This is a genomic window from Pseudomonas synxantha (assembly GCF_900105675.1).
Classification (GTDB): domain Bacteria; phylum Pseudomonadota; class Gammaproteobacteria; order Pseudomonadales; family Pseudomonadaceae; genus Aquipseudomonas; species Aquipseudomonas synxantha.
Map to the genome: position 1 here is coordinate 4,372,455 of NZ_LT629786.1, position 22,933 is coordinate 4,395,387.

14 protein-coding genes are annotated in these 22,933 nt (G+C 60.4%); 11 read left to right on the forward strand and 3 right to left on the reverse strand.

Annotated elements, in window-relative coordinates:
• Positions 1-32: 32 nt before the first annotated feature.
• The 3 genes from BLU48_RS20295 to BLU48_RS20305 all read right to left on the reverse strand — a co-directional run bounded on the left by BLU48_RS20295 (position 33) and on the right by BLU48_RS20305 (position 6,919).
• The gene (locus tag BLU48_RS20295) at positions 33-3,761 is read right to left on the reverse strand and encodes an autotransporter serine protease (protein WP_057021502.1); all 3,729 of its coding nucleotides are present in this window, start codon (positions 3,759-3,761) and stop codon (positions 33-35) included.
• A 299-nt stretch (positions 3,762-4,060) separates the two neighbouring features.
• Positions 4,061-5,455, reverse strand: a complete 1,395-nt coding sequence (locus tag BLU48_RS20300; protein WP_057021503.1) for a PhoH family protein — start codon at positions 5,453-5,455, stop codon at positions 4,061-4,063.
• Positions 5,456-5,794: 339 nt separating this feature from the next.
• On the reverse strand, positions 5,795-6,919 hold the full coding sequence (locus BLU48_RS20305) for a polysaccharide deacetylase family protein (RefSeq protein ID WP_057021504.1): 1,125 nt from the start codon (positions 6,917-6,919) through the stop codon (positions 5,795-5,797).
• A gap of 132 nt (positions 6,920-7,051) precedes the next feature.
• Here BLU48_RS20305 and yaaA point away from each other — a divergent pair, with 132 nt between their 5' ends.
• The 11 genes from yaaA to BLU48_RS20365 all read left to right on the forward strand — a co-directional run bounded on the left by yaaA (position 7,052) and on the right by BLU48_RS20365 (position 22,928).
• Positions 7,052-7,831, forward strand: a complete 780-nt coding sequence (yaaA, locus tag BLU48_RS20310) for a peroxide stress protein YaaA (protein ID WP_057021505.1) — start codon at positions 7,052-7,054, stop codon at positions 7,829-7,831.
• A gap of 901 nt (positions 7,832-8,732) precedes the next feature.
• Positions 8,733-10,049: a nucleotide sugar dehydrogenase gene (locus tag BLU48_RS20315; protein ID WP_043049799.1), complete on the forward strand. Its 1,317-nt coding sequence runs from the start codon at positions 8,733-8,735 to the stop codon at positions 10,047-10,049.
• A gap of 83 nt (positions 10,050-10,132) precedes the next feature.
• Positions 10,133-11,614 (forward strand): mannuronan synthase, encoded by a 1,482-nt coding sequence (alg8, locus tag BLU48_RS20320; RefSeq protein ID WP_164484813.1) that lies wholly within the window; start codon positions 10,133-10,135, stop codon positions 11,612-11,614.
• A gap of 37 nt (positions 11,615-11,651) precedes the next feature.
• On the forward strand, positions 11,652-12,818 hold the full coding sequence (locus BLU48_RS20330) for an alginate biosynthesis protein Alg44 (RefSeq protein WP_005785015.1): 1,167 nt from the start codon (positions 11,652-11,654) through the stop codon (positions 12,816-12,818).
• 83 nt (positions 12,819-12,901) lie between these two features.
• Entirely contained in the window at positions 12,902-14,350 is a 1,449-nt protein-coding gene (algK, locus tag BLU48_RS20335) for an alginate biosynthesis TPR repeat lipoprotein AlgK (protein ID WP_231989064.1), read from the forward strand.
• Entirely contained in the window at positions 14,347-15,834 is a 1,488-nt protein-coding gene (locus tag BLU48_RS20340) for an alginate export family protein (RefSeq protein ID WP_046070997.1), read from the forward strand. The genes algK and BLU48_RS20340 overlap by 4 nt, the downstream gene beginning before the upstream one ends.
• Positions 15,834-17,402: a mannuronan 5-epimerase AlgG gene (gene algG, locus BLU48_RS20345; protein ID WP_057021507.1), complete on the forward strand. Its 1,569-nt coding sequence runs from the start codon at positions 15,834-15,836 to the stop codon at positions 17,400-17,402. The genes BLU48_RS20340 and algG overlap by 1 nt, the downstream gene beginning before the upstream one ends.
• Positions 17,403-17,413: 11 nt before the next feature.
• A complete protein-coding gene (locus BLU48_RS20350) occupies positions 17,414-18,862 on the forward strand; it encodes an alginate O-acetyltransferase (protein ID WP_057021784.1) in 1,449 nt (482 codons plus the stop codon).
• Between the two features lie 8 nt (positions 18,863-18,870).
• Positions 18,871-19,980 (forward strand): mannuronate-specific alginate lyase, encoded by a 1,110-nt coding sequence (locus tag BLU48_RS20355; RefSeq protein WP_082636602.1) that lies wholly within the window; start codon positions 18,871-18,873, stop codon positions 19,978-19,980.
• A gap of 216 nt (positions 19,981-20,196) precedes the next feature.
• A complete protein-coding gene (locus tag BLU48_RS20360; RefSeq protein ID WP_057021509.1) occupies positions 20,197-21,729 on the forward strand; it encodes an MBOAT family O-acyltransferase in 1,533 nt (510 codons plus the stop codon).
• A gap of 11 nt (positions 21,730-21,740) precedes the next feature.
• A complete protein-coding gene (locus BLU48_RS20365) occupies positions 21,741-22,928 on the forward strand; it encodes an alginate O-acetyltransferase (protein WP_057021510.1) in 1,188 nt (395 codons plus the stop codon).
• Positions 22,929-22,933 lie beyond the last annotated feature (5 nt).

Consider the following 22,933-nt stretch of genomic DNA (forward strand, 5'->3'; position numbering starts at 1 on the left):
GCAGCGCCCCCCTTTAATCACAACATCCAAGGTTAGAAACGGAAGGTAAACCCGGCATTGATCCCGTTGTTGTTACCGCGGTTGGACAGCAAGCCGCTGTAGTTCAACGAAACCAGGGTGTCCCTGGTCAAGGCCATTTCCGCACTGGCCTTGATCACCGCGCCATCCCGGGCCACGGGCACGCTGTTGACGGCAAAGGCGGTGTCGCTGCCGGCAAACTTCAGCGAGGCTTCGCGGTCGGTGTCACCGAACTGATGCTCCCAACCCAACTCACCGCGCAAGGTCACCGCCGAGGTGGCGCTGATCGGCAACTGCGTATGCGCACGCAGGCCCAGGGTCGACAGCGTCGCGTCCTGGCTTTGCTTACTGGCGTGCAAGGCAGCGGCGCCACCTTTCTCCTTGAACGAGTCGCTTTGATAGTTCAGGTACGTGAGGTTGGCGAAGGGTTCGAGCAGGTTCCATTGGGTATAGCCGATCTCGGCGAACACTTGGTCGGTGCGTGCGCTGTAGTCGGCCTTGGCGTAGTCCGACTGATTGGCGTAGGCCACCCGCCGCGAAGTGTCCAGGCGGTGCCAGGTGGTGGCGCCACCCAGGCGCAGGGCAATGGCTTCGAAGCGCTTACCGCCATATACCGACAGGTGATAGTTGTCGCTGTCTGCCGAAGCCGACTGGCCATTGAGGTGGCTCTGGGTATAACCGGTCGCCGCCCCCACCCGCCAGCCATCACTCACCTCGGTGTCCAAACCCAACAGCACGCCGCTGGTGGACGACGAGTAGCCACTGGCGTTGTTGTCACCGCTGACGTTATTACGCCCCCCTAGCAGTTGCACCCAGCCGCCGTTGTCGCTGGTCTGGATCTGCGCGCTGGAATCCAGCGCCTGGGCCTGCTGCAGACGCCCGTTGACCGCTTCGCGCAGGTAGCGGCTGTCGGCCATTTGCGCCGCCGCCACATCCGAGTGCAGTTGTCCCGACAGTTGCTTGAACGCGTCCCGTGCCTGGTCGGTTGAATCCGAAGCCAACAGGCTTTCGTAAACCGGGCTGCCGGCGCCCAGCGTCTCGGCCGCCGTCGCCACCGCCCGCTCGTTGCGGGTTTGCGCGACGCTGGCGAAGCTGGTCTGGTTGCGCGCTATCGCCAGGGTCAGCTGGTTGGGTTGGTAGTTGAGCTGCGTGCCAATGAACAGGTAGTTGGGCGCGAATGCGGCAAACTGGCCATTGATGCCCTGGCTGGCGCTGAGGATGCTGAACTGCTGGCCCAGCAAGCTGCGCGCCTCACTGGCGGACAGCAGGTTGGGGCTGTTCTCCAGGGACACGCTCACCACGCCGCCATTGAGAGTCGCCACACCGCTGCTCTGGATCTGGTCGCTGCGGCCATTGGCACCGACTTCGACGGCATACACCGAGCCCGGATTGAAGGTCACGTCGCCGGTATGCAAGGTGCCAATCGAATGGCCCGGCGCCACACGTCCGCCGTTGTTGACGCTCAAGGGCCCTACCGTGCCGTTGCCGGCCAGGGTGCCGCCCAAGGTGGTCAGCACGCCGTTATCCGCATTGCGCGTACCCACGGCGCTGCCATCCACCGTCACGGCAGAGGTCAACGTGCCGTCCACCGACAGTTTGCCACCGCGCAGCCAGGTGCTGCCTGAATAGGTGTTCTGGCCCTCCAGCACCAGTTCACCGTCCCCCAACTTGACCAGGCTGCCAACGTAGGTAGCGCTGGTGAGCCGGTCCTGGCCACGGGTGAGCGTCGCCTGCTCGCGGGCATGGCCGATCTCGTATTCGAACTGATCATCAGCCGACGCATTGTTGGGCAGGCCATTGAGCCAGCCCTTCTGCTGCTTGGTAGCCGTCCAGGTCGCCTGCTCGGCTGCGTCTTCCACGCGCCGGGCGCGAACGGCCTCATCGGAAATCGGGTTGGCCCAGATATCGCGGGTACCGGTAGGCAAGGCCACTGCCATTGAACCAAGGAACTGCCCCGGCCCTTGCATGGCTTTTTGCAGGTTGGGCAAGCCCCAGCCGCTGACCACACCCGGCACTTGCGGCGTACCCGGGGCGGCATCGTGCACCGGCTGCAGGTTGTCGTAGGTGCGGCCACCTGTCAGCGCACCGACAGGCGTGTCCGGGCCATCCGGCGCCTGCAGGCTGGAAGTGGTGAGCAATACGTCCCGCGCCTGGCTGGCGGTCATGTAGGGAAAGCGCTGGATCACCAGGGCCAAGGCGCCGGAAACGCTCGGCGCGGCGGCGGAGGTGCCGTTGGCGTTGGGGATGATTTCACCCTCCGGCCCCGCGGACGGGATGCCCGACACGCCCATCACGCACCACCACTTCGAGGTGCCGCAACGGTTGTAGACCTGGGCGCTGGTCTCGTCATAGCCGGTGATCGCGAGGAATTTGCCTTCGATGTCCGGCTTGAAAAACGGCAGGTTGGCGTTGGTGTCCGGGTTGGCACCGTGGCTGTCGTTGCCCGCCGAGATGATCTGGATGAAGCTGTTTTGCCGTGCGGTGTCAGCCATGGCGTCCATCCAGGTCTTGTGACCGGCGTGGGCCTTGTCCCAGAACGGGCGATAGGCCGCAGTCATGTCTCGCAGGTTTTGCGCGGCGCTGTCGCCGACAGTACCGAAGTGGTTCTCCACGTCATCGCGCGAGCTTTGCCCCCAGCTCTGGTTGACGATCGACACGTTCTTCGCCGCCAGGGCGTTATAGCTGGCCATGAACGCGTTGTAGTCGAGGTCGTTGGAACCCTGGTACCGATCGTTGTCGCTGCCGCCGGTGTTGGCGACAAAGATGTTCGCATCGAAGGCAATGCCGTGCATACCGGTGCCGTTGCGGCTGGCCCCGAGCACACCAGACATTTCCGTACCGTGACCATCGTTGAACGCCGGGTCGTATTCCCCGGGAATACTGAAATGCTCACCCTGCTTGAACTCGCCGCTGGGCACCTCAAGGCGGTAGCGCGGATGGGTGGCGTAGTACTCGCCGGTGGAGGTCACCGCCTGCACGCGGTCCTGGCCCTGGGCATTCTTGCCCTGGAATTCGAAGTGTTTGGTAAGGACGCCCGAGTCGAGCACGCCGACATTCACCCCCTTGCCGGTGATGCCCAGGGCATAGGCGTAGTACGCGTTGGTGCGGTCCAGGCCAGAGTTGACCTGGGCTTCCGGGGTCTTCCAGGTTTGTGCATTGGCGCTCCAGTCACGGGTTGCGCCAGCCCAGGATTGCCCGGCGCTCAGTTGCCCATTGAGATTGCTGCTCACGCCCGGCTCTACGTAGGTATAGGGCTTGGCGGTCGGCAGGTTGGCGATGATCGCCTTGGAGAAATCGAGAATATTGGTGGTGTAGCGACCATTGTTGCTGAACAGCCGGCTGCGGTAGTAATCCAGGCGCGAGGTGTAGTCCAGCGGTCTCCGGGTATCGCCGAGCATTGCGCCGATGGTGAGGTTTTCGGGCTGCAGTTCGTAGTTCTGCTTGAGGGCCGAGTCGAACTTGCCGGACTGGGCAGCGAAGTCCTTGGCCGCCAGATCGACGATATCTGCGTAGGCAAACCGCAGGTTCTTGTACACGCCGGTGCCGGGGCCGAAGGAGGCGACGGCTTTGCGGAATGCCGACTCCAGTACCTGGGAGGTGTAGGGATTGTCTTCGGCCCAGGCCATGGAACCCTGGCCCAGCCAGAGGGCCAGGCCGAGCGCGACGGGCGTCAGGGGTATCTGCTTGAAGCGAGTGGCGTGCTTGTGTTGCGACAAAGTGAAGCCATTACCTGCTACGTCCATTTTCCTTTCCCTTTGGATATGTGCGTCGTCAATGAGCGATGTATCGGGCTTTTGTAATAGGCAGGGTCACGGTGAAAACCCTAGATAGGTCTTCAAAACGTTCGTCGAATCAAGGAGGTGGCGTTCCGACGGGGTCGTGGAGTGTTCTTATTGTTTTTACCGCGAGAAAAAATGTAACAAAATAATTACAAAAACCACAAGCACCCAGGGCGCGTTATCGCAGACAAATGTCGCCCACAACAAAAACCCCGGATTTCGTGAAAAATCCGGGGTGGTTCGTGGCATTTAGCCACTCATTGTTACAGGTGGGATTCGGCGTATTCAGCCAGGATCGAACGAGGTACCCCTTGCAGCGCGATATGCACGCCGTTGGGGAAGTCTTTGAAGCGTTCCGTCAGGTAGGTCAGCCCGGAGCTGGTCGCGGACAGGTAAGGGGTGTCGATCTGTGCCAGATTGCCAAGGCACACCACTTTGGAACCGGCGCCGGCACGGGTGATGATGGTTTTCATCTGGTGCGGGGTAAGGTTCTGGCACTCATCGATCAGGATCAGGCTCTGCTGGAAGCTGCGCCCGCGGATGTAGTTGAGGGATTTGAACTGCAACGGCACTTTGCTGAGGATGTAGTCGACGCTGCCATGGGTGTTTTCGTCATCCATGTGCAAGGCTTCGAGGTTGTCGGTGATCGCCCCCAGCCACGGCTCCATTTTTTCCGCTTCGGTGCCAGGCAGGAAGCCGATTTCCTGGTCCAGGCCCTGCACGCTGCGAGTGGCGATGATGCGGCGATAGCGCTTGGTCACCATGGTCTGCTCGATGGCGGCAGCCAGGGCGAGGATGGTTTTGCCCGAGCCGGCAGCGCCGGTCAGATTGACCAGATGGATGTCCGGGTCGAGCAGCGCGTACAGCGCCAGGCTCTGGTAGATATCCCGCGGTTTCAGGCCCCAGGCTTCCTGGTGCAACAGGGGTTCCTGATGCAGGTCGAGGATCAACAGCTTGTCGACCTGGATCTCTTTGATCCAACCCACGAAGCCCTGTTCGTCGACGATGAATTCATTGATGTGCACGGCCGGCAGGTTGTCGATCAACTGCACCTGGTGCCAGGTACGGCCGTGGTCCTGGCGGGTCTCGACCTTGCTGACACGGTCCCAGAACGAGCCGGTCATCATGTGATAACCACGGGAGAGCATCGACACGTCGTCGACCAGCTGGTCGGTGCTGTAGTCCTCGGCAGCGATCCCACACGCTCGTGCCTTGAGGCGCATATTGATGTCTTTGGTCACCAGCACTACGCGCAGGTCCTTGTCGCGCGCGTGCAGGTCGATCAACTGATTGATGATCTTGTTGTCGTTGAGGTTTTCCGGCAGCAGGCTATTGGGCTCGCTGCGCTTGCTCATCAGGATCGATAGCAAGCCCTTGGGCCCGCTCTTGCCACGCTGGATCGGCACGCCGAGCTCAACGTCATCGGGCGAGGCTTCGCCCAACGTCTTGTCGATCAGGCGGATGGCCTGGCGGCATTCGGCGGCAACGCTGTGGTGCCCGCTTTTGAGTTTGTCGAGCTCCTCAAGCACGATCATCGGGATGGCGACGTGATGTTCTTCGAAGTTAAGCAGTGCGTTTGGATCGTGGATCAATACGTTGGTATCAAGCACGTAAAGGATTGGCTGGTCGGAAGAAGGGGTGCGTCCATGATCATCCATACTCGGTCACCTTTGTGGGAGCCAGTCGACGCAATACCTGGGCGGTGCTGCGCCTCGATTCGACCACCGACCACACCTGAGTGACGTCAAGTGCAGTGCCCACATGAGGAGTCTTGGAAGACGCCACCTGTGTTGCAGGGTTCGGCGGTCTGACTTCGTAATACCGCAAAACCCATGACAGGAAAAAGCACTTTGACGCTTTTTTGAAGTTTATTTTTCAGGATGACGAATAGCACTAGCCGAGTGCCAGCTGCCCCGTTAAAGTCGGAAGTCCGCCTGCATCGAAATGTCGCAGCAAATCACCCCAAAAAATCCTCATCCCCAACAGGGCCGGCCTTCTCAGCGAAATGCCTCGCGGCACTCCTGCCAACCCAAGCCACTCTGCGCCGTAGCCTGCAACACCATCGGTAATGCCACCCGCGCCTTGTCCTGGGTGTCGTGAAAGGCAATCACGCCTTTGCGCCACAGCAGCATCAGCGTCAGCACCCGCTGCGCCGACTCATCGGTCTTGAGCTTGCCCGGCTCGTCCTGGGAATCGATGTCCCACAACGCCACCTGCAAACCCTGCTGCTGGAAGAAACCCTGGCTGTCCGCGCGGCGCTGCCCATAGGGTGGGCGGAACAGCGGCAGATAGTTTTCCGGCATCAGGTTCTGCACCAGCGCGGCACTGCGGGTGATGGAGCTTTGCCAGTCAACCCAATGGCTGTGGGAACGGTACTCCCAACCCTGGATACCTACGCACTGCCCCTGGTACAGCGCCTGCACATCGGCAGCAGAGCTGCGCTCTACACGGGTTTGCAAGCTGCTGCCGAGGGCAAAGAAGGTCGCGTTCATCTTCTGTTTGCGCAGGTAGTCGGTGAGCCAGTCGGTATTACCACCAACCGGTGCCGGGCCGCCATCGAACGTCAGCAAGAACATGCGGTCATTGAGCTCGTCGCCATTGCGCTCATGCTCGCCAAAGCGCGCCACTTCGCTGCTGATCTGCGGGAACAGCGCAGCCTTGCGCAGCAGTTCGTCGAGGTAGCGCTCGTGGAAGTGCCGGCTGGGGGCGGCCCAGCCTATATAGAAAGAGTTGTCACTGACCTCGAACTTGCCGGCCTGCTCACGCAGGTCGTCCATGTTGTCCACCAGGAAGCAGAACGAGGCATCTTCTTCGCAGCTTTGCTGGGCGAAGCTGTAGTTCTCCAACAGCCGTTGCCACAACTGGCGACGCAGATCGTCGATAGCCGCCAGGTTGATGATCTTCAAGCCCAGCCGCTGCTTGAGCGCCGTTTCGTCCTGGGCCTCGCTGGTCAGCAGGCTGTGGGCAAACATCAGGATTTCCGCACGCGAAGCCACATCGAACAGCGCCGGGCTGCTGAGTTTTTCCGGCCAGGTGCTGCGGTCGAGGCTGGCTACGTCAACCGGCGCCGCCTGGACATTCAGGCAGAGCAGGCAAGCCGACAATAAAAGCGCTAATCGCACACGGGGTCTTCCTTTCCAGAGTTACCGGCCATCATAGCGGATCGCACCTATCACCATCATAGGTGGAGTCAAAACGCCCCAACCCCTAGAATCGCGCCCACGCTACACGCCACGATTCCAGGAGCCAACTTCATGCTGATGGTGATTTCCCCCGCCAAAACCCTCGACTTCGAGTCAAAGCCGGCCACTGCGCGCTTCACCCAGCCGCAATACCTGGACCATTCCCAGGAACTGATCGAACAGCTACGCGAACTGAGCCCGGCACAAATCAGCGAGTTGATGCACGTCTCCGACAAGATCGGTGGCCTCAACGCCGCCCGCTTCGGCAGCTGGACGCCCGCCTTCACCCCGGCCAATGCCAAGCAGGCGCTGTTGGCATTCAAGGGCGATGTGTACACCGGTCTCAACGCCGAGACCTTCAGCGATGCCGATTTCAGCTACGCCCAGGATCACCTGCGCATGCTCTCCGGCCTCTACGGCCTGCTGCGCCCCTTGGACCTGATGATGCCGTACCGCCTGGAGATGGGCACCAAGCTGGCCAACGCCCGTGGCAAGGACCTCTACGCCTTCTGGGGTACACGTATCAGCGAGTGGCTGAACGAAGCATTGGCCGCACAGGGCGATGACGTGCTGCTCAACCTGGCTTCCAACGAGTACTTCTCGGCGGTCAAGCGCCCGGCCCTGAATGCGCGGGTCATCAACACCGAGTTCAAGGACCTGAAGAACGGCCAGTACAAGATCATCAGCTTTTACGCAAAAAAGGCCCGGGGCATGATGAGCCGCTTTGTGATCGAAGAGCGCATCAACGACCCGGCCAAGCTCAAGCAGTTCGATGTACAGGGCTATCGCTTCGATGCGGAGCAGTCCAAGCCGGATAACCTGGTGTTCTTGCGTGATCACGCACCGGAATAAGGCGTTACGCCCCTCTTTCAGACAGTGAGATCCAAATGTGGGAGGGGGCTTGCCCCCGATTGCGGTATTTCAGTCAACACTTCAGTGACTGACGCACCTCTATCGGGAGCAAGCCCCCTCCCACATTTGCTCGTATTTCAAACCAAAAATCGTCATTTATTTGGCGCCAGAAAAACATCCAGATACAACCCTAACGATTTCTTCACTCGACACTCGTCGGTTTTTTTCGTAGTGGCACCACTTTTTTTAATCAGTAGTGGCACAAAACTATCTTCTCTCTCCAACTCCCCATAACTACTGGCTTAAATAGCAAGTGCTATCACTATAGTGCCAGTGCCATCTTTTCTAATATTTCAAGAAATTTCCGGAAACAGGATGAGCGGCCAGGAACTTCACCCTGAAGCGCCGCTCATACCACCGGTAACGAAATTCTCTGTTTACGTAAGAGATGACTTACACAGCGACCAACGGAAGTAGTCAAGTTGTCATAAAACACTTTGACTCTATGGTCATAATATCAACTGTATGAGTTGAGGGTAGCGATAAGCACTTATTGCCAACCCCTGAAGGCCAAGGCAGCGCTGACCTAAATGAGCCAGTGGTGAAAACCCAAGGCATTGATATCAAAAGGCTTTCAGCCTATATCAAAGCCCTGCGGCACTGGCGCCGGAGCCCTCCGCCAAGGAAGCCCGGCTGCATTTCAGGGCAAGCCCCAATAAAAAGGCCAAGTTGCGCACAACTTGAGTGCAATAGTTAGTCACTCACTATTCAACATGCCTGCACGCGGCAAGTCGGCGTCTATTCGCCTAACTTTCGCGGCATCAGTGACGCTTGCAAACATGAACTCCGGCCATCTATTGGCATGATTAAGAACGTCTTCAGTGACAAAGAGGTAAATGCGATGCGTATCAGCATATTTGGTTTGGGTTACGTTGGCGCAGTCTGTGCCGGTTGCCTGTCTGCCCGTGGCCACGAAGTGGTCGGCGTAGACATCTCCAAGGAAAAGATCGACCTGATCAACGCGGGTAAATCGCCAATCGTTGAACCGGGTCTGGGCGAACTGTTGAGCCAGGGTATCGAGACTGGCCGGCTGCGCGGTACCACCAACTTCGCCGAAGCCATTCGTGACACCGATCTGTCGATGATCTGCGTCGGTACGCCAAGCAAGAAAAACGGCGACCTGGAGCTCAACTACATCGAATCGGTATGCCGCGAGATCGGTTTTGTGCTGCGTGACAAGACTACCCGCCACACCATCGTGGTGCGCAGCACCGTATTGCCGGGCACCGTGGCCAACGTGGTGATCCCGATTCTTGAAGACTGCTCCGGCAAGAAAGCCGGCGTCGACTTCGGCGTTGCGGTCAACCCGGAATTCCTGCGTGAATCCACCGCTATCGCTGACTACGACCTGCCACCGATGACCGTCATCGGCGAGTTCGACAAAGCCTCCGGCGATGTCCTGCAGTCGCTGTACGAAGAACTCGACGCGCCGATCATCCGCAAGGACATCGCCGTTGCCGAGATGATCAAGTACACCTGCAACGTGTGGCATGCCACCAAGGTCACCTTCGCCAACGAAATCGGCAACATCGCCAAGGCCGTCGGCGTCGATGGTCGCGAAGTAATGGAAGTGGTGTGCCAGGACAAAACCCTCAACCTGTCCCAGTACTACATGCGTCCAGGCTTCGCCTTCGGCGGTTCGTGCCTGCCAAAAGACGTGCGTGCCCTGACCTACCGCGCCGGCTCCCTGGACGTGGAAGCGCCGTTGCTTAACTCGCTGATGCGCAGCAACGAGTCCCAGGTACAGAACGCCTTCGACATCGTTTCCAGCCACGACAAACGCAAAGTCGCGCTGCTGGGCCTGAGCTTCAAGGCCGGTACCGACGACCTGCGTGAAAGCCCACTGGTGGAACTGGCGGAAATGCTGATCGGCAAGGGCTACGACCTGAGCATCTACGACAGCAACGTCGAGTACGCCCGTGTGCACGGCGCAAACAAGGACTACATCGAAGGCAAGATCCCCCACGTGTCGTCTTTGCTCAACTCGAACTTCGACGACGTGATCAACAACTCCGACGTGATCATCCTGGGCAACCGCGATGAGAAGTTCCGTGCCCTGGCGCAGAACGCCCCGCATGGCAAGCAAGTGGTCGACCTGGTGGGCTTCATGTCCAAGGCCACCAGCGTGAGCGGCCGTACCGAAGGTATTTGCTGGTAACAGCAACGGCAAGTTTCAGGCTGCAAGTGTCTTTATCCCCAGCGCTTGCAGCCTGAAGCCTCCTCCCCCTGCGGATGACGCTTATGTCCAAGTTAAAACATATATTTCTGCAAGCGGCCGGCTGGTTGTTCTTCCTCAGCCTGCTGATGGGTCTCGCCCTGCTGTTGCCGACGAGCACCTTCGATTCGCAATCGAAGAATTTTATTTTCCTGATTGGTGCCGTGGGTATCTGGCGCTACTCCATGGGCGCGACGCATTTCTTTCGCGGCATGCTGTTCCTGTACGTGGTCTATCCGCACCTGCGCCGCAAAGTGCGCAAGCTGGGCAAGGCCGCCGACCCGTCCCATGTGTTCCTGATGGTCACCAGTTTCCGCATCGACGCGCTGACCACCGCCCAGGTCTACAGCTCGGTGATCCGTGAAGCCATCGAATGCGGCTTCCCTACTACCGTGGTCTGCTCGCTGGTGGAAATGTCCGATGAGCTGCTGGTCAAGAGCCTCTGGGAAAAGATGAACCCGCCGGCCCACGTCAAGCTCGACTTCGTGCGCATCGCCGGTACCGGCAAGCGTGACGGCCTGGCCTTTGGTTTCCGTGCTATCTCTCGCCACCTGCCGGATGACCGCGCCGTAGTAGCCGTAATCGATGGCGACACCGTGCTCGCTGAAGGCGTGGTGCGCAAGACCGTGCCTTGGTTCCAGCTGTTCGGCAATGTCGGCGGCCTGACCACCAACGAATTCTGCGAAGTGCGCGGCGGCTACATCATGAGCGAGTGGCACAAGCTGCGTTTTGCCCAGCGCCACATCAACATGTGCTCCATGGCCCTGTCCAAGCGCGTGCTGACCATGACCGGGCGCATGTCGGTGTTTCGTGCCAGCGTGGTCACCGACCCGGGCTTTATCGCCGATGTGGAAAGCGACTCGCTGCAACACTGGCGCCTGGGGCGTTTCAAGTTCCTGACCGGCGATGACAAGTCCAGCTGGTTCAGCCTGATGCGCCTGGGCTACGACACCTTCTACGTGCCGGACGCCGCGATCAACACCGTGGAACATCCGCCGGAAAAAAGCTTCATCAAGGCCAGCCGCAAGCTGATGTTCCGCTGGTATGGCAACAACCTGCGCCAGAACTCCCGCGCCCTCGGCCTGGGTGTACGTCGCCTCGGCCTGTTCACCAGCGTAGTGCTGTTCGATCAGCGCGTGTCGATGTGGACCTCCCTGCTGGGCCTGACCGTGGCGATGATTGCCACCTTCAAGTACGGCGGCGCGTTCATCCTGGTCTACCTGCTGTGGATCGGCCTTACCCGCCTGATCCTGACCCTGCTGCTGTCGTGCTCGGGCCACAAGATCGGCCCGGCCTACCCGATGATTCTCTATTACAACCAGATCATGGGCGCGTTGGTGAAGATCTACGTGTTCTTCCGCCTTGATCAACAGTCCTGGACCCGCCAGGACACCAAACTGACCCGCGATTTGGCCAGCTTTCAACGTTGGTTCAACACCTGGTCGTCTCGGACCATGACCTTCTCCGCCGGCAGCATCTTCGTTGCCGTGTTGCTGATGATGGTCTGACCCTGCCAAGCCTGAATTAACTAGGAACTAGAACATTATGAACAGCCAAGTAAACGCCAACGTTGTCCACGAATCCGAAGCCCAGCGCCAACATGCACGGGTCAAAATCCCGGCCAAGCTGCGCTTCTTCAACAGCGACCGCACGCCGACCGAAGCGCGGGTCATCGACCTGTCCGCCGGCGGCCTGGCCTTCACCGCGACCCAACCGCTCACCGTCGGCCAGGTGCACAAGGGCCGCCTGCAATTCGTCATCGATAACCTCGGCCTGGCCATGGATGTGGAGCTGCAGATTCGCTCCTACGACCGCCAGACCGGCCGCACCGGCTGCCAGTTCCAGAACCTCGATGCCCAGGACATTTCCACCCTGCGCCACCTGATCACCTCGCACCTGTCCGGCGACATCGTGACCATGGGCGACGTGCTGGCGACCCTGCAACGCGACAACTTCACCAAGGCACGCAAGGTCAAGGACGGCGGCAGCGGCATGACCGCATTCGGTCGCCTGCGCGCCGTGACGTTCAGCCTGGCGATTTTCCTGGTGGGCCTGGCCGCGTTCGGTTTTGTCTTCAAGTCCCTCTACGGCATGTACTTCGTCAGCCACGCCCAGGCCGGCCTCGTCAGCGTGCCGGGCATGAACGTGACCATGCCGCGTGACGGCACCGTGCAGAGCTTGCTCAAAGGCGATTCGGTTGCGGCCAAAGGCGCGCCACTGGCGACTTTCAGCACCAGCATGCTCGACGTCCTCAAGGGCCACCTGGACGAAGACCAACTACAACCGGCCAAGGTCGAAGAGCTGTTCGGCAAGCAAATGACCGGCACCCTGACCTCGCCATGCGATTGCGTGGTAGCCCAGCAACTGGTCGCCGACGGCCAGTACGCCAGCAAGGGTGATGTGATCTTCCAACTGGTGCCACGCGGCAGCCAAGCCAATGTGGAAGCACGCTTCACCTATCGCCAGTTCGGTGATGTGCGCCCAGGTACGCCGGTGAGCTTCCAGGTAGCCGACGAAGAACAGGTTCGCACCGGCACCATCGTCAGCAGCACCAGCCTGAACAGCGCCGACCTGTCCTCCGACATCCGCGTGCAGATCAAGCCGGATGCACCGCTGGACAGCACCTACGCCGGCCGCCCGGTGGAAGTCACCAGCGACCGTGGCCCTTCCCTGAACTGGCTGATCGATAAAGCCATGGCTCACGGTCTGTAAGCGAGGACATGCCTGTGAACTCTATTCCAACAACACCGCTGACCTCTGTGGGAGCCGGGCTTGCCCGCGATGCAGGCGACTCGGTGCATCAGTTGCACCGCAGCGATGCCATCGCAGGCAAGCCAGCTCCCACACAGAGCAGATCCCACACTGCCCTGGCTTATTGCGCTCTGGCACTGGCAGTGAGCCTCGCCGGTTGCGCCGGCCTGCCCGACCAACGCCTGGCCAATGAAGCGCTCAAGCGCGGCGATACCGTCACCGCCCAGCAGAATTACCAGCAACTGGCAGACCTGGGCTACAGCGAGGCCCAAGTGGGCCTGGCTGATATCCAGGTAGGTACCCGTGATCCGGCGCAAATCAAACAGGCCGAAGCCACTTACCGTGCGGCCGCGGACATTTCGCCCCGTGCCCAGGCACGCCTCGGCCGCCTGCTGGTGGCCAAGCCCGGCGCCACCGAAGCTGAACACCATGAAGCCGAAACCCTGCTGAAAAAAGCCTTTGCCAATGGCGAAGGCAATACCCTGATCCCGCTGGCGATGCTGTACCTGCAATACCCGCACAGCTTCCCCAACGTGAATGCCCAGCAGCAGATCAGCAAATGGCAAGCGGCCGGTTACCCGGAAGCCGGCCTGGCCCAGGTGCTGCTGTATCGCACCCAGGACACTTACGACCAGCATCTGGATGATGTGGAGCGCATCTGCAAGGCCGCGTTGAACACCACCGATATCTGCTACGTCGAGCTGGCCACGGTCTACCAGAAAAAAGCCGAGCCGGAAAAACAGGCCGAGTTGCTCAAGCAGATGGAAGCAGGCTACAGCCGTGGCAGCGTCACCGCCCAGCGCGTCGACAGCGTCGCCCGCGTACTCGGTGATGCCAGCCTCGGCACGCCGGACGAAAAAACCGCCCAGGCTTTGCTTGAAAAAATCGCCCCTGCCTACCCGGCCTCCTGGGTCAGCCTGGCGCAACTGCTCTACGACTTCCCCGAAATGGGCGACGTCGACCAGATGATGAAGTACCTCGACAACGGCCGCGCCGCCGACCAGCCGCGCGCCGAACTGCTGCTGGGCAAGCTCTACTACGAAGGCAAGTGGGTGCCGGCCGACGCCAAGGCCGCCGAAGCCCACTTCGAAAAAGCCGTGGGCCGTGAAGTGGCCGCCGATTACTACCTCGGCCAGATCTACCGCCGTGGCTACCTGGGCAAGGTCTACCCGCAAAAAGCCCTGGACCACCTGCTGACCGCTGCGCGCAACGGCCAGAACAGCGCCGACTTCGCCATCGCCCAACTGTTTTCCCAAGGCAAGGGTACCAAGCCCGACCCATTGAACGCCTATGTCTTCAGCCAACTGGCCAAGGCCCAGGACACGCCAGAGGCCAATGACCTGGCTACCCAGCTCGAGGCGCCATTGACCCCTGAGCAACGCGCCGAAGGCCAACGCCTGGTGCAACAGGAACTGGCCGCCCGCGGCACCCTGGCCCAAAGCACGCTGCAACTGCACGCCCTGCAAGAAGAAGACGGCGAGGAATCCCTATGAAGCTCAACCCATTCGTCAAGGCCGGCATCGGCCTGACCTTCGCCCTGCTGTGGTCGTGCCCGACCCTGGCCGCGCTGACCGAAGCCAAGAACTTCGGCCTGGAGGTCAAAGCCACTGCACAGTCCGAAGATGACCGCGACCTCGGCACCCAGAAAGGCGGCGACGTCAACGGCATCGGCCTCGACCTGCGCCCGTGGATCTACGGCGAAAGCGGCGCGTGGAGTGCCTACGCCATGGGCCAGGCCGTCGTGTCCAGCGACATCATCGAGACCGACACCTTGCAACAGTCGGCCGATGACACCACCGAACAATCGAGCAACGACGACCGCAAGGCCAAGAAAAACTACCTGGCCCTGCGCGAGTTCTGGGTTGGCTACAGCGGCTTCACGCCCTACCCCGGCGAGATCCTCAAGTTCGGTCGCCAGCGCCTGCGCAATGACGACGGCCAATGGCGCGACACCAACATCGAAGCGCTGAACTGGACCTTCGACACCACCCTGCTCAAGGCCAATGTCGGCGCCGCCGAACGTTTCAGCGAGTACCGCACCGACCTCAAGGAACTTTCGCCCAAGGACAAGGACCGCCAGCACTTCTACGCCGACGCCGCCTACCAGTGGACGCCGGGCCAGTGGATCGGCCTGCGCGGTCACCACACCCATGACGACGGCAAGCTCGACTACGCCGAACCAGGCGTGGCCACGGACCCGTTGGACAAACGCGAGAACGGCGACCTGACCTGGCTCGGCATCGAAGCCAACAGCGACGCCTACAACTGGCGCAATACCAACACCGTCAACTACTGGGCCAGCATCACCGGCATGCGCGGCGACCGCGACACCGTAAATGCCTTGAATGCCGACGGCACTCGTCCGACCAATGCCAAGCGCAGCGATAACGTGAGTGGCTGGGCCACCGACCTCGGCGTGCGCCTGCGTCTGGACCCGCAATGGCAAGTGGGCGCGGCCTACTCCCGCGCCAGTGCCGAGTACGAGCAGAACGGCCTGCAAAGCAACCGTTCGAACTGGACCGGCACCCAATCCCGCGTGCACCGCTTCGGCGAAGCGTATCGCGGCGAGATGAACAACATGCAGTCCATGAGCTTGTTCGGTTCCTGGCAGCTGCGCGAGGACTACGACGCCAGCCTGGTGTACCACAAGTTCTGGCGCGTGGACGGCAACAAGCCGGTGGGCAGCAACGGTATCGATGCGGTGCAGAACAACACCGATGACGTCACCGGCGCGATCCTCTCCAGCACGTCCCTGCCTCTGGAAGACGGTAAGAAAGACCTCGGCCAGGAGATGGACCTGGTGGTCACCAAGTACTTCAAGAAAGGCTTGCTGCCCGCCGCGCTGAGCCAGTCGATCGACGAGCCGTCGGCCCTGGTGCGCTTGCGTGCCGGCGTGTTCAAGCCGGGCGACGCCTATGGCAGCCAGGTCGACTCCTACATGCACCGCGCGTTTGTCGACGTGGTCTGGAAATTCTGATGGGAGCCTGCGCCATGAATGCTCAAAGCCTACTCGTCGCGGCAATGCTGTTGGCCAGCGCCACAGCGTTCGCCGATACGACGGCCAAGGCGCCGATCATCGCCAAGGAACTGCAACAGGCCAAGACCTACACCATTTCCAGCCCGCCCACCGCGCCGCTGGAAATGGCCAAGCCTGCCCTGCCGGACCTGTCGGGCTACACCGCCGCAGCCATGGAAAAGAAGATCGTCAAGACCAAGCCGGGCAAGATCAGCGTGCGCCGCATGATGCAGGAAGACGCGCTCAAGGACTTTATCGGTGGCGATAACAAGATGGCCGAATGGGTAGTGCGCCAGCACGGCATTCCCCAGGCGATCTTTGTCGACGATGGCTACATGAACCTCAAGGACCTGGTGGGCAAGCTGCCCAAGCAGTACTTCAGCGAAACGTCGCCGGGTGTCTTTTTGGCCAAGCTGCCGATCGTGGTCGGGCGCAAGGGCATCCTCGATATCGACAAAAATACCCAGGAATTGCGTCTGTCCCAGCAAGCCGGCTCGTTTTTGATCAACGACGGCCAGCTGTTTGTGCGCGATACCAAGGTCACCGGTTGGGATGAAAAAGCCAACGGCCCGGCGCTGTTCAAGTCGGCCAAGGAATTCCGCCCGTTCCTGCTGGCCTGGGGCGGCACCGAGACCTATATCTCCAAGACCAAGATGGCCAGCTTCGGCTACGCCAACAGTAAGTCCTACGGGGTGAGTATTTCCCAGTACACGCCAAACATGGCCAAAGTGCTCAAGCGTCCTGAGCCGACCGGCTGGATCATCGACTCCGAGTTCTCGGACATGTGGTACGGCTTCTACTGCTACGAGACCACAGGCTTCGTGATCAAGGGCAATACCTACAAAGACAACATCGTCTACGGCATTGACCCCCATGACCGATCCCACGGCCTGATCATCGCCGACAACACGGTGTACGGCACCAAGAAGAAGCACGGCATCATCATTTCCCGGGAAGTGAACGACAGCTTCATCTTCAACAACCGCAGCTACGACAACAAGCTCTCGGGCCTGGTGATCGACCGTAACAGCGTGAATAACCTGATCGCCGACAACGAGATCTACCGCAACCACACCGACGGCATCACCCTCTATGAGAGCGGCGACAACCTGTTGTGGGGCAACAAGGTCATCGCCAATCGTCGCCACGGCATTCGTGTGCGTAACAGCGTGAACATCAAGCTCTACGAAAACACCTCGATGGCCAACGGCCTGACGGGACTCTACGGCCACATCAAGGACTTGACCGACACCGACCGCGACATTGCCCTCGACCCGTTCGACGCCAAGGTCTCGCTGATCGTGGTTGGTGGTGAACTGGCGGGCAACGGCAGCGGGCCGCTGTCCATAGATTCACCGCTGAGTGTCGAGCTGTACCGCGTGTCGATGCTGGCGCCGACCAAATCCAGCGGCATCAGCTTCAACGGCATTCTTGGCGAGCGCCAGGAAGAAATTCTCGACTTGCTGGTGCGCCAGCAGAAAGCCGTGCTGATCGACCCTGTCGAACGCCAGACCGAAATGCAGGACTGAGGATGACCCTTATGCACCCACACATGATCAAACTGCTGAGCCTCTCGGGTCTGACCCTCGGCCTGCTCGCGGCCAGCCAGGGCGTGCGCGCCGACGAAGCCAAGGCGCCGACCTTCACCGCCGAACCATGCTGCAGCCTGTGCCCGGCCGCCCATGACGCGAAGAACTACACCACGCGCTACCAGCAGAACTTCACCACCCTGGTCCAAGCCCAGGGCGACTGGCTGTTCCGTACCCAGGAAGACCTGCGCACCGAATTCGACACCACGCCCGCTGGCTACAAACGCATGCAGCAGTTGCACGATGCGTTCAAGGCCAAGGGCGTGGAACTGGTGGTGGTCTATCAGCCGACCCGTGGCTTGGTGAACCGCAACAAGCTCAACCCTGAAGAAAAAGCCAAGTTCGACTTCGACAAGGCCCTGACCAACTACAAGACCATGCTTGGCCGTTTCGCCAAGATGGGCTACGTGGTGCCGGACCTTTCGCCACTGACCAACGAGCAATTGCCGGACGAATTGCCGGCCCACGATTTCTACTTCCGCGGCGACCAGCACTGGACCCCGTACGGCGCCCAGCGCACGGCGAAAATCGTCGCGGCCAAGGTCAAGCAGATGCCTGAGTACGCCGAGATTCCCAAGCGCGAATTCGAGACCAAGCGCTCGGGCCGCATGGGCAAGACCGGCACCCTGCACAACATGGCCGGGCAACTGTGCGGCACCAGCTATGCGATTCAGTACATGGACCAGTTCACCACCGAGCCCAAGGGCGAAGCCGGTGACGGCGACCTGTTCAGCGATTCGGGCAACCCGCAGATCACCCTGGTGGGCACCAGCCACAGCGGCAAGAACTACAACTTCGCCGGCTTCCTCCAGGAGGAAATCGGCGCCGACATCCTTAACGTCGCCTTCCCCGGCGGTGGCCTGGAAGGGTCGATGATCCAGTACCTGGGCAGCGACGAATTCCAGAAGACTCCGCCGAAGATCCTGATCTGGGAATTCTCGCCGCTGTACCGCCTCGACCAGGAAACCATCTATCGCCAGATGATGGCGCTGCTGGACAACGGTTGCGAAGGCAAGACCGCGCAGATGTCCGCCAGCACCACCCTCAAGCCCGGCAAGAACGAGCTGATGGTCAACAGTGCCAACAAGGACCTGCGCAACGCCAACCACCAGGTCGATATCCGCTTCGCCGATCCGTCGGTGAAAACCTTGCAAGCCACCCTCTGGTACATGAACGGTCGCCACGAGGACATCAAGATCGAGAAACCCGAGACATCCGATACAGACGGGCGTTTCGCCTTTGAACTGCGCACCGATGAAGACTGGGCCTCGCAGAACTTGCTGGCCGTGGAAGTGCAGGGCCCGGAACAGGGTGCTGCCGCGCAGAAGGTCGAAGCGAAAATTTGCACACGAAACGTATTCCCAGCCGGCGGTCAACAAACCGCTTCAACCGGGCAATGAGGTTACTTATGCAAAAGTTATTGATTCCATCGTTGCTGGGCCTGGCGATCTTCGCCGGGGCAGCCAACGCCGCCGCGCCGCTGCGTCCGCCCCAGGGTTATTTCGCACCGATCGAAGCGTTCAAGACCGGCGACTTCAAGAATGACTGCGATGCCATGCCGGCGCCGTACACCGGCTCGCTGCAATTTCGCAGCAAGTACGAAGGTTCGGACAAGGCGCGTTCCACGCTGAATGTGCAATCCGAAAAGGCCTTTCGCGACAGCACCGCCGACATTACCAAGCTGGAAAAAGACACCAGCAAGCGCGTGATGCAATTCATGCGCGATGGCAGGCCCGAGCAGTTGGAATGCACCTTGAACTGGCTGGCTACTTGGGCTCGGGCGGATGCGTTGATGTCCAAGGACTTCAACCACACCGGCAAATCCATGCGCAAATGGGCACTGGGCAGCATGGCTTCAGCCTATGTGCGCCTGAAATTCTCCGAGTCGCAGCCGCTGGCCAAGCACCCGCAGGAATCCCAACAGATCGAAGCCTGGTTCAACAAGCTGGCCGACCAGGTGGTGAGCGACTGGGACAACCTGCCGCTGGAAAAAACCAACAACCACTCCTACTGGGCCGCCTGGTCGGTGATGGCGACTTCCATCGCCACCAACCGCCGCGACCTGTTTGATTGGGCGGTGAAGGAATACAAGGTCGGCGCCAACCAGGTCGATGCCCAAGGCTTTTTGCCGAACGAATTGAAGCGCCAACAGCGCGCCCTGTCGTATCACAACTACGCCCTGCCGCCGCTGTCGATGATCGCCAGTTTTGCCCTGGTCAACGGCGTGGACCTGCGCCAGGAAAACAACGGCGCACTCAAACGCCTGGGCGACAAGGTGCTGGCCGGGGTGAAAGACCCGGAGATCTTCGAGCAGAAGAACGGCAAAGAGCAGGACATGAAGGACCTCAAGGAAGACATGAAATTTGCCTGGCTTGAGCCCTTCTGCACGCTCTACACCTGCGCACCGGATGTGATCGAGCGCAAGCATGAGATGCAGCCGTTCAAGACATTCCGCCTGGGTGGCGACCTGACCAAGGTCTACGACCCGGCGCACGAAAAAGGCAAAAAAGGTTCCTGAGCAAACGCGGTAAAAAATGTGGGAGGGGGCTTGCTCCCGATGGCGGTGTAACAGTCGCCATCTGTGCTCAATGACACACCGCTATCGGGAGCAAGCCCCCTCCCACATTTGAAGCCGGTTTCGTCAGTAGAAATGCAATACAACCTCCCCCGAAATCGTGGGGGGGTTTGGGGGGGCTCTGGCCCTTGACTGTTGGTTAAACATGGAGAGATCGGGATGGTTTTCTCGTCCAATGTGTTCCTGTTTCTGTTCTTGCCGATCTTTCTCGGCTTGTACTACTTGAGCGGGCAACGCTATCGCAATCTGCTGCTGCTGATTGCCAGCTACGTGTTCTACGCCTGGTGGCGAGTGGACTTCCTGGCGCTGTTCGCCGCCGTCACGCTATGGAACTACTGGATCGGCCTCAAGGTCGGTGCCGCCGGCGTGCGTACCAAGCCGGCGCAGCGCTGGTTGCTGCTCGGCGTGGCAGTCGACCTGTGCATCCTCGGCTATTTCAAGTACGCCAACTTCGGCGTCGACAGCATCAACGTGATGATGAAGTCGGCGGGCCTGGAGCCTTTCATCCTCACCCACGTGCTGTTGCCGATCGGGATCTCGTTCTACATCTTCGAGTCCATCAGCTACATCATCGACGTGTACCGTGGCGATACCCCGGCGACCCGCAACCTGATCGACTTCGCGGCGTTCGTAGCAATCTTCCCGCACTTGATTGCCGGCCCGGTGTTGCGTTTCCGTGACCTGGCCGACCAGTTCAACAACCGCACCCACACCCTCGACAAGTTCTCCGAGGGTTGCACGCGGTTCATGCAGGGTTTCATCAAGAAAGTCTTTATTGCCGACACCCTGGCGGTGGTGGCCGACCATTGCTTCGCCCTGCAAAACCCCACCACCGGCGACGCCTGGCTGGGTGCACTGGCCTACACCGCGCAGCTGTACTTCGACTTCTCGGGCTACAGCGACATGGCCATCGGCCTGGGCTTGATGATGGGTTTCCGCTTCATGGAAAACTTCAAGCAGCCGTACATCAGCCAGTCGATCACCGAGTTCTGGCGGCGCTGGCACATCAGCCTCTCTACCTGGCTGCGTGATTACCTGTACATCACCCTGGGCGGCAACCGCAAAGGCACGCTGACCACCTACCGCAACCTGTTCCTGACCATGCTGCTCGGTGGCCTGTGGCACGGTGCCAACATCACCTACATCGTGTGGGGCGCCTGGCACGGCATGTGGCTGGCAATTGAAAAAGCCATCGGCCTGAACACCGCGCCGCGCAGCTTCAATGTGCTGCGCTGGGCCTTCACCTTCCTGCTGGTGGTGATGGGCTGGGTGATCTTCCGCGCTGAAAACCTGCACGTTGCCGGGCGTATGTACGGTGCGATGTTCAGCTTTGGCGAGTGGTCGCTGTCGGAACTCAACCGCGCCAATCTCACCGGGCTGCAAGTGGCGACCCTGGTGGTGGCCTACGCAACCCTGGCGTTCTTCGGCCTGCGCGACTTCTACACCAATCGCCCTGCCCAGAAAACCAAGCCGGCCGATCCGAGCCTGATCAAGGCGGTGCCTGGCGACAACCCCGGCAGCATCCACGAGCCTGGTTTCAGCGTGGGCCGTGACGCTGCCGTGCAACCGGCCTACTGGACCGCTGAATGGCCACGCTACGCCATGCGCGCCGCGGTGCTGCTGCTGTTCGTAGCGTCGATCCTGAAACTGTCGGCGCAGAGTTTCTCGCCGTTCCTTTACTTCCAATTCTGAGGGAGCCGACCATGACCCGTTCATTACGCGTCCTCTACATCAGCCTGTTCATGGTGCTGTTGCTGGCCCTGGGCGCCTGGTCGCTGCGCAGTTTCCTGGGCTTCAGCACCAACGCCGATGCGACCGTGCTCAACGGTCGCTGGACCAAAGCCGTCGAGACTCATTACGACGACGAGTTCCCGATCAAGCGCATCGGCACCAACCTATGGGCAGCGCTGGACTACAAGCTGTTCAATGAAGGCCGCCCCGGCGTGGTGCTGGGCCGCGATCACTGGCTGTACAGCGACGAGGAATTCAACCCCGCCGTCAATGAAGACCAGAACCTGGAGGGCAACTACGCCCTTGTCGAAGGCGTGCGCCAGAAGCTCAAGGCCCAGGGCATCCAACTGGTGATGGCGATCGTGCCGGCCAAGGTGCGCCTGTACCCGGAACACCTGGGTGAAGTGAAACCGGCGAGCATTCACGCCAACCTGTACCAGGACTTCCACGCCCGGGTTGCCGCCGACCAGATCATCGCCCCGGACCTGCTCGGCCCGCTGCAACAGGCCAAGCTGGGCGGCAAGCAGGTGTTCCTGCGCACCGACACCCACTGGACCCCGGATGGCGCGGAAATCGCCGCCAAGCAACTGGCAAAGACCATTGCCGACAAGACCCCGCTGAGCGGCGAGCCGCAGCACTTTGTCACCGAGGCCGAGAAGACCGAGCCACACAAAGGCGACCTGCGTCTGTTCCTGCCCCTGGACCCGCTGTTCGAAAACCTGATGCCGCCCAAAGAGCCGCTGGAAAAACGCGTCACGCACCTGGCCGAAACCAAAGGCGACGACGCGCTGTTCAGCGACAGCGAAACCCCAGTGGCACTGGTGGGCACCAGCTACAGCGCCAACCCCAACTGGAACTTCGTCGGCGCCCTCAAGCAAGCCCTGGGCAGTGACGTGGTCAGCTACGCCGAAGACGGCCACGGCCCGATCCTGCCGATGCTCAGCTATCTGAAAAGCGACGACTTCAAGAACAACCCACCCCAGGTGCTGATCTGGGAATTCCCCGAACGCTATCTGCCCGTAAATAACGAAATCGGTGATGCCGACCCATCGTGGGTTGCGCAGCTTAAACAAGCCGGTTCGCGCCAACAGAACATGGCAAGCAACACACCTGCTTTTAAAAATCAGAAACCCGAGACGCCCGACCGGGCGCAAAACTGAAAGAG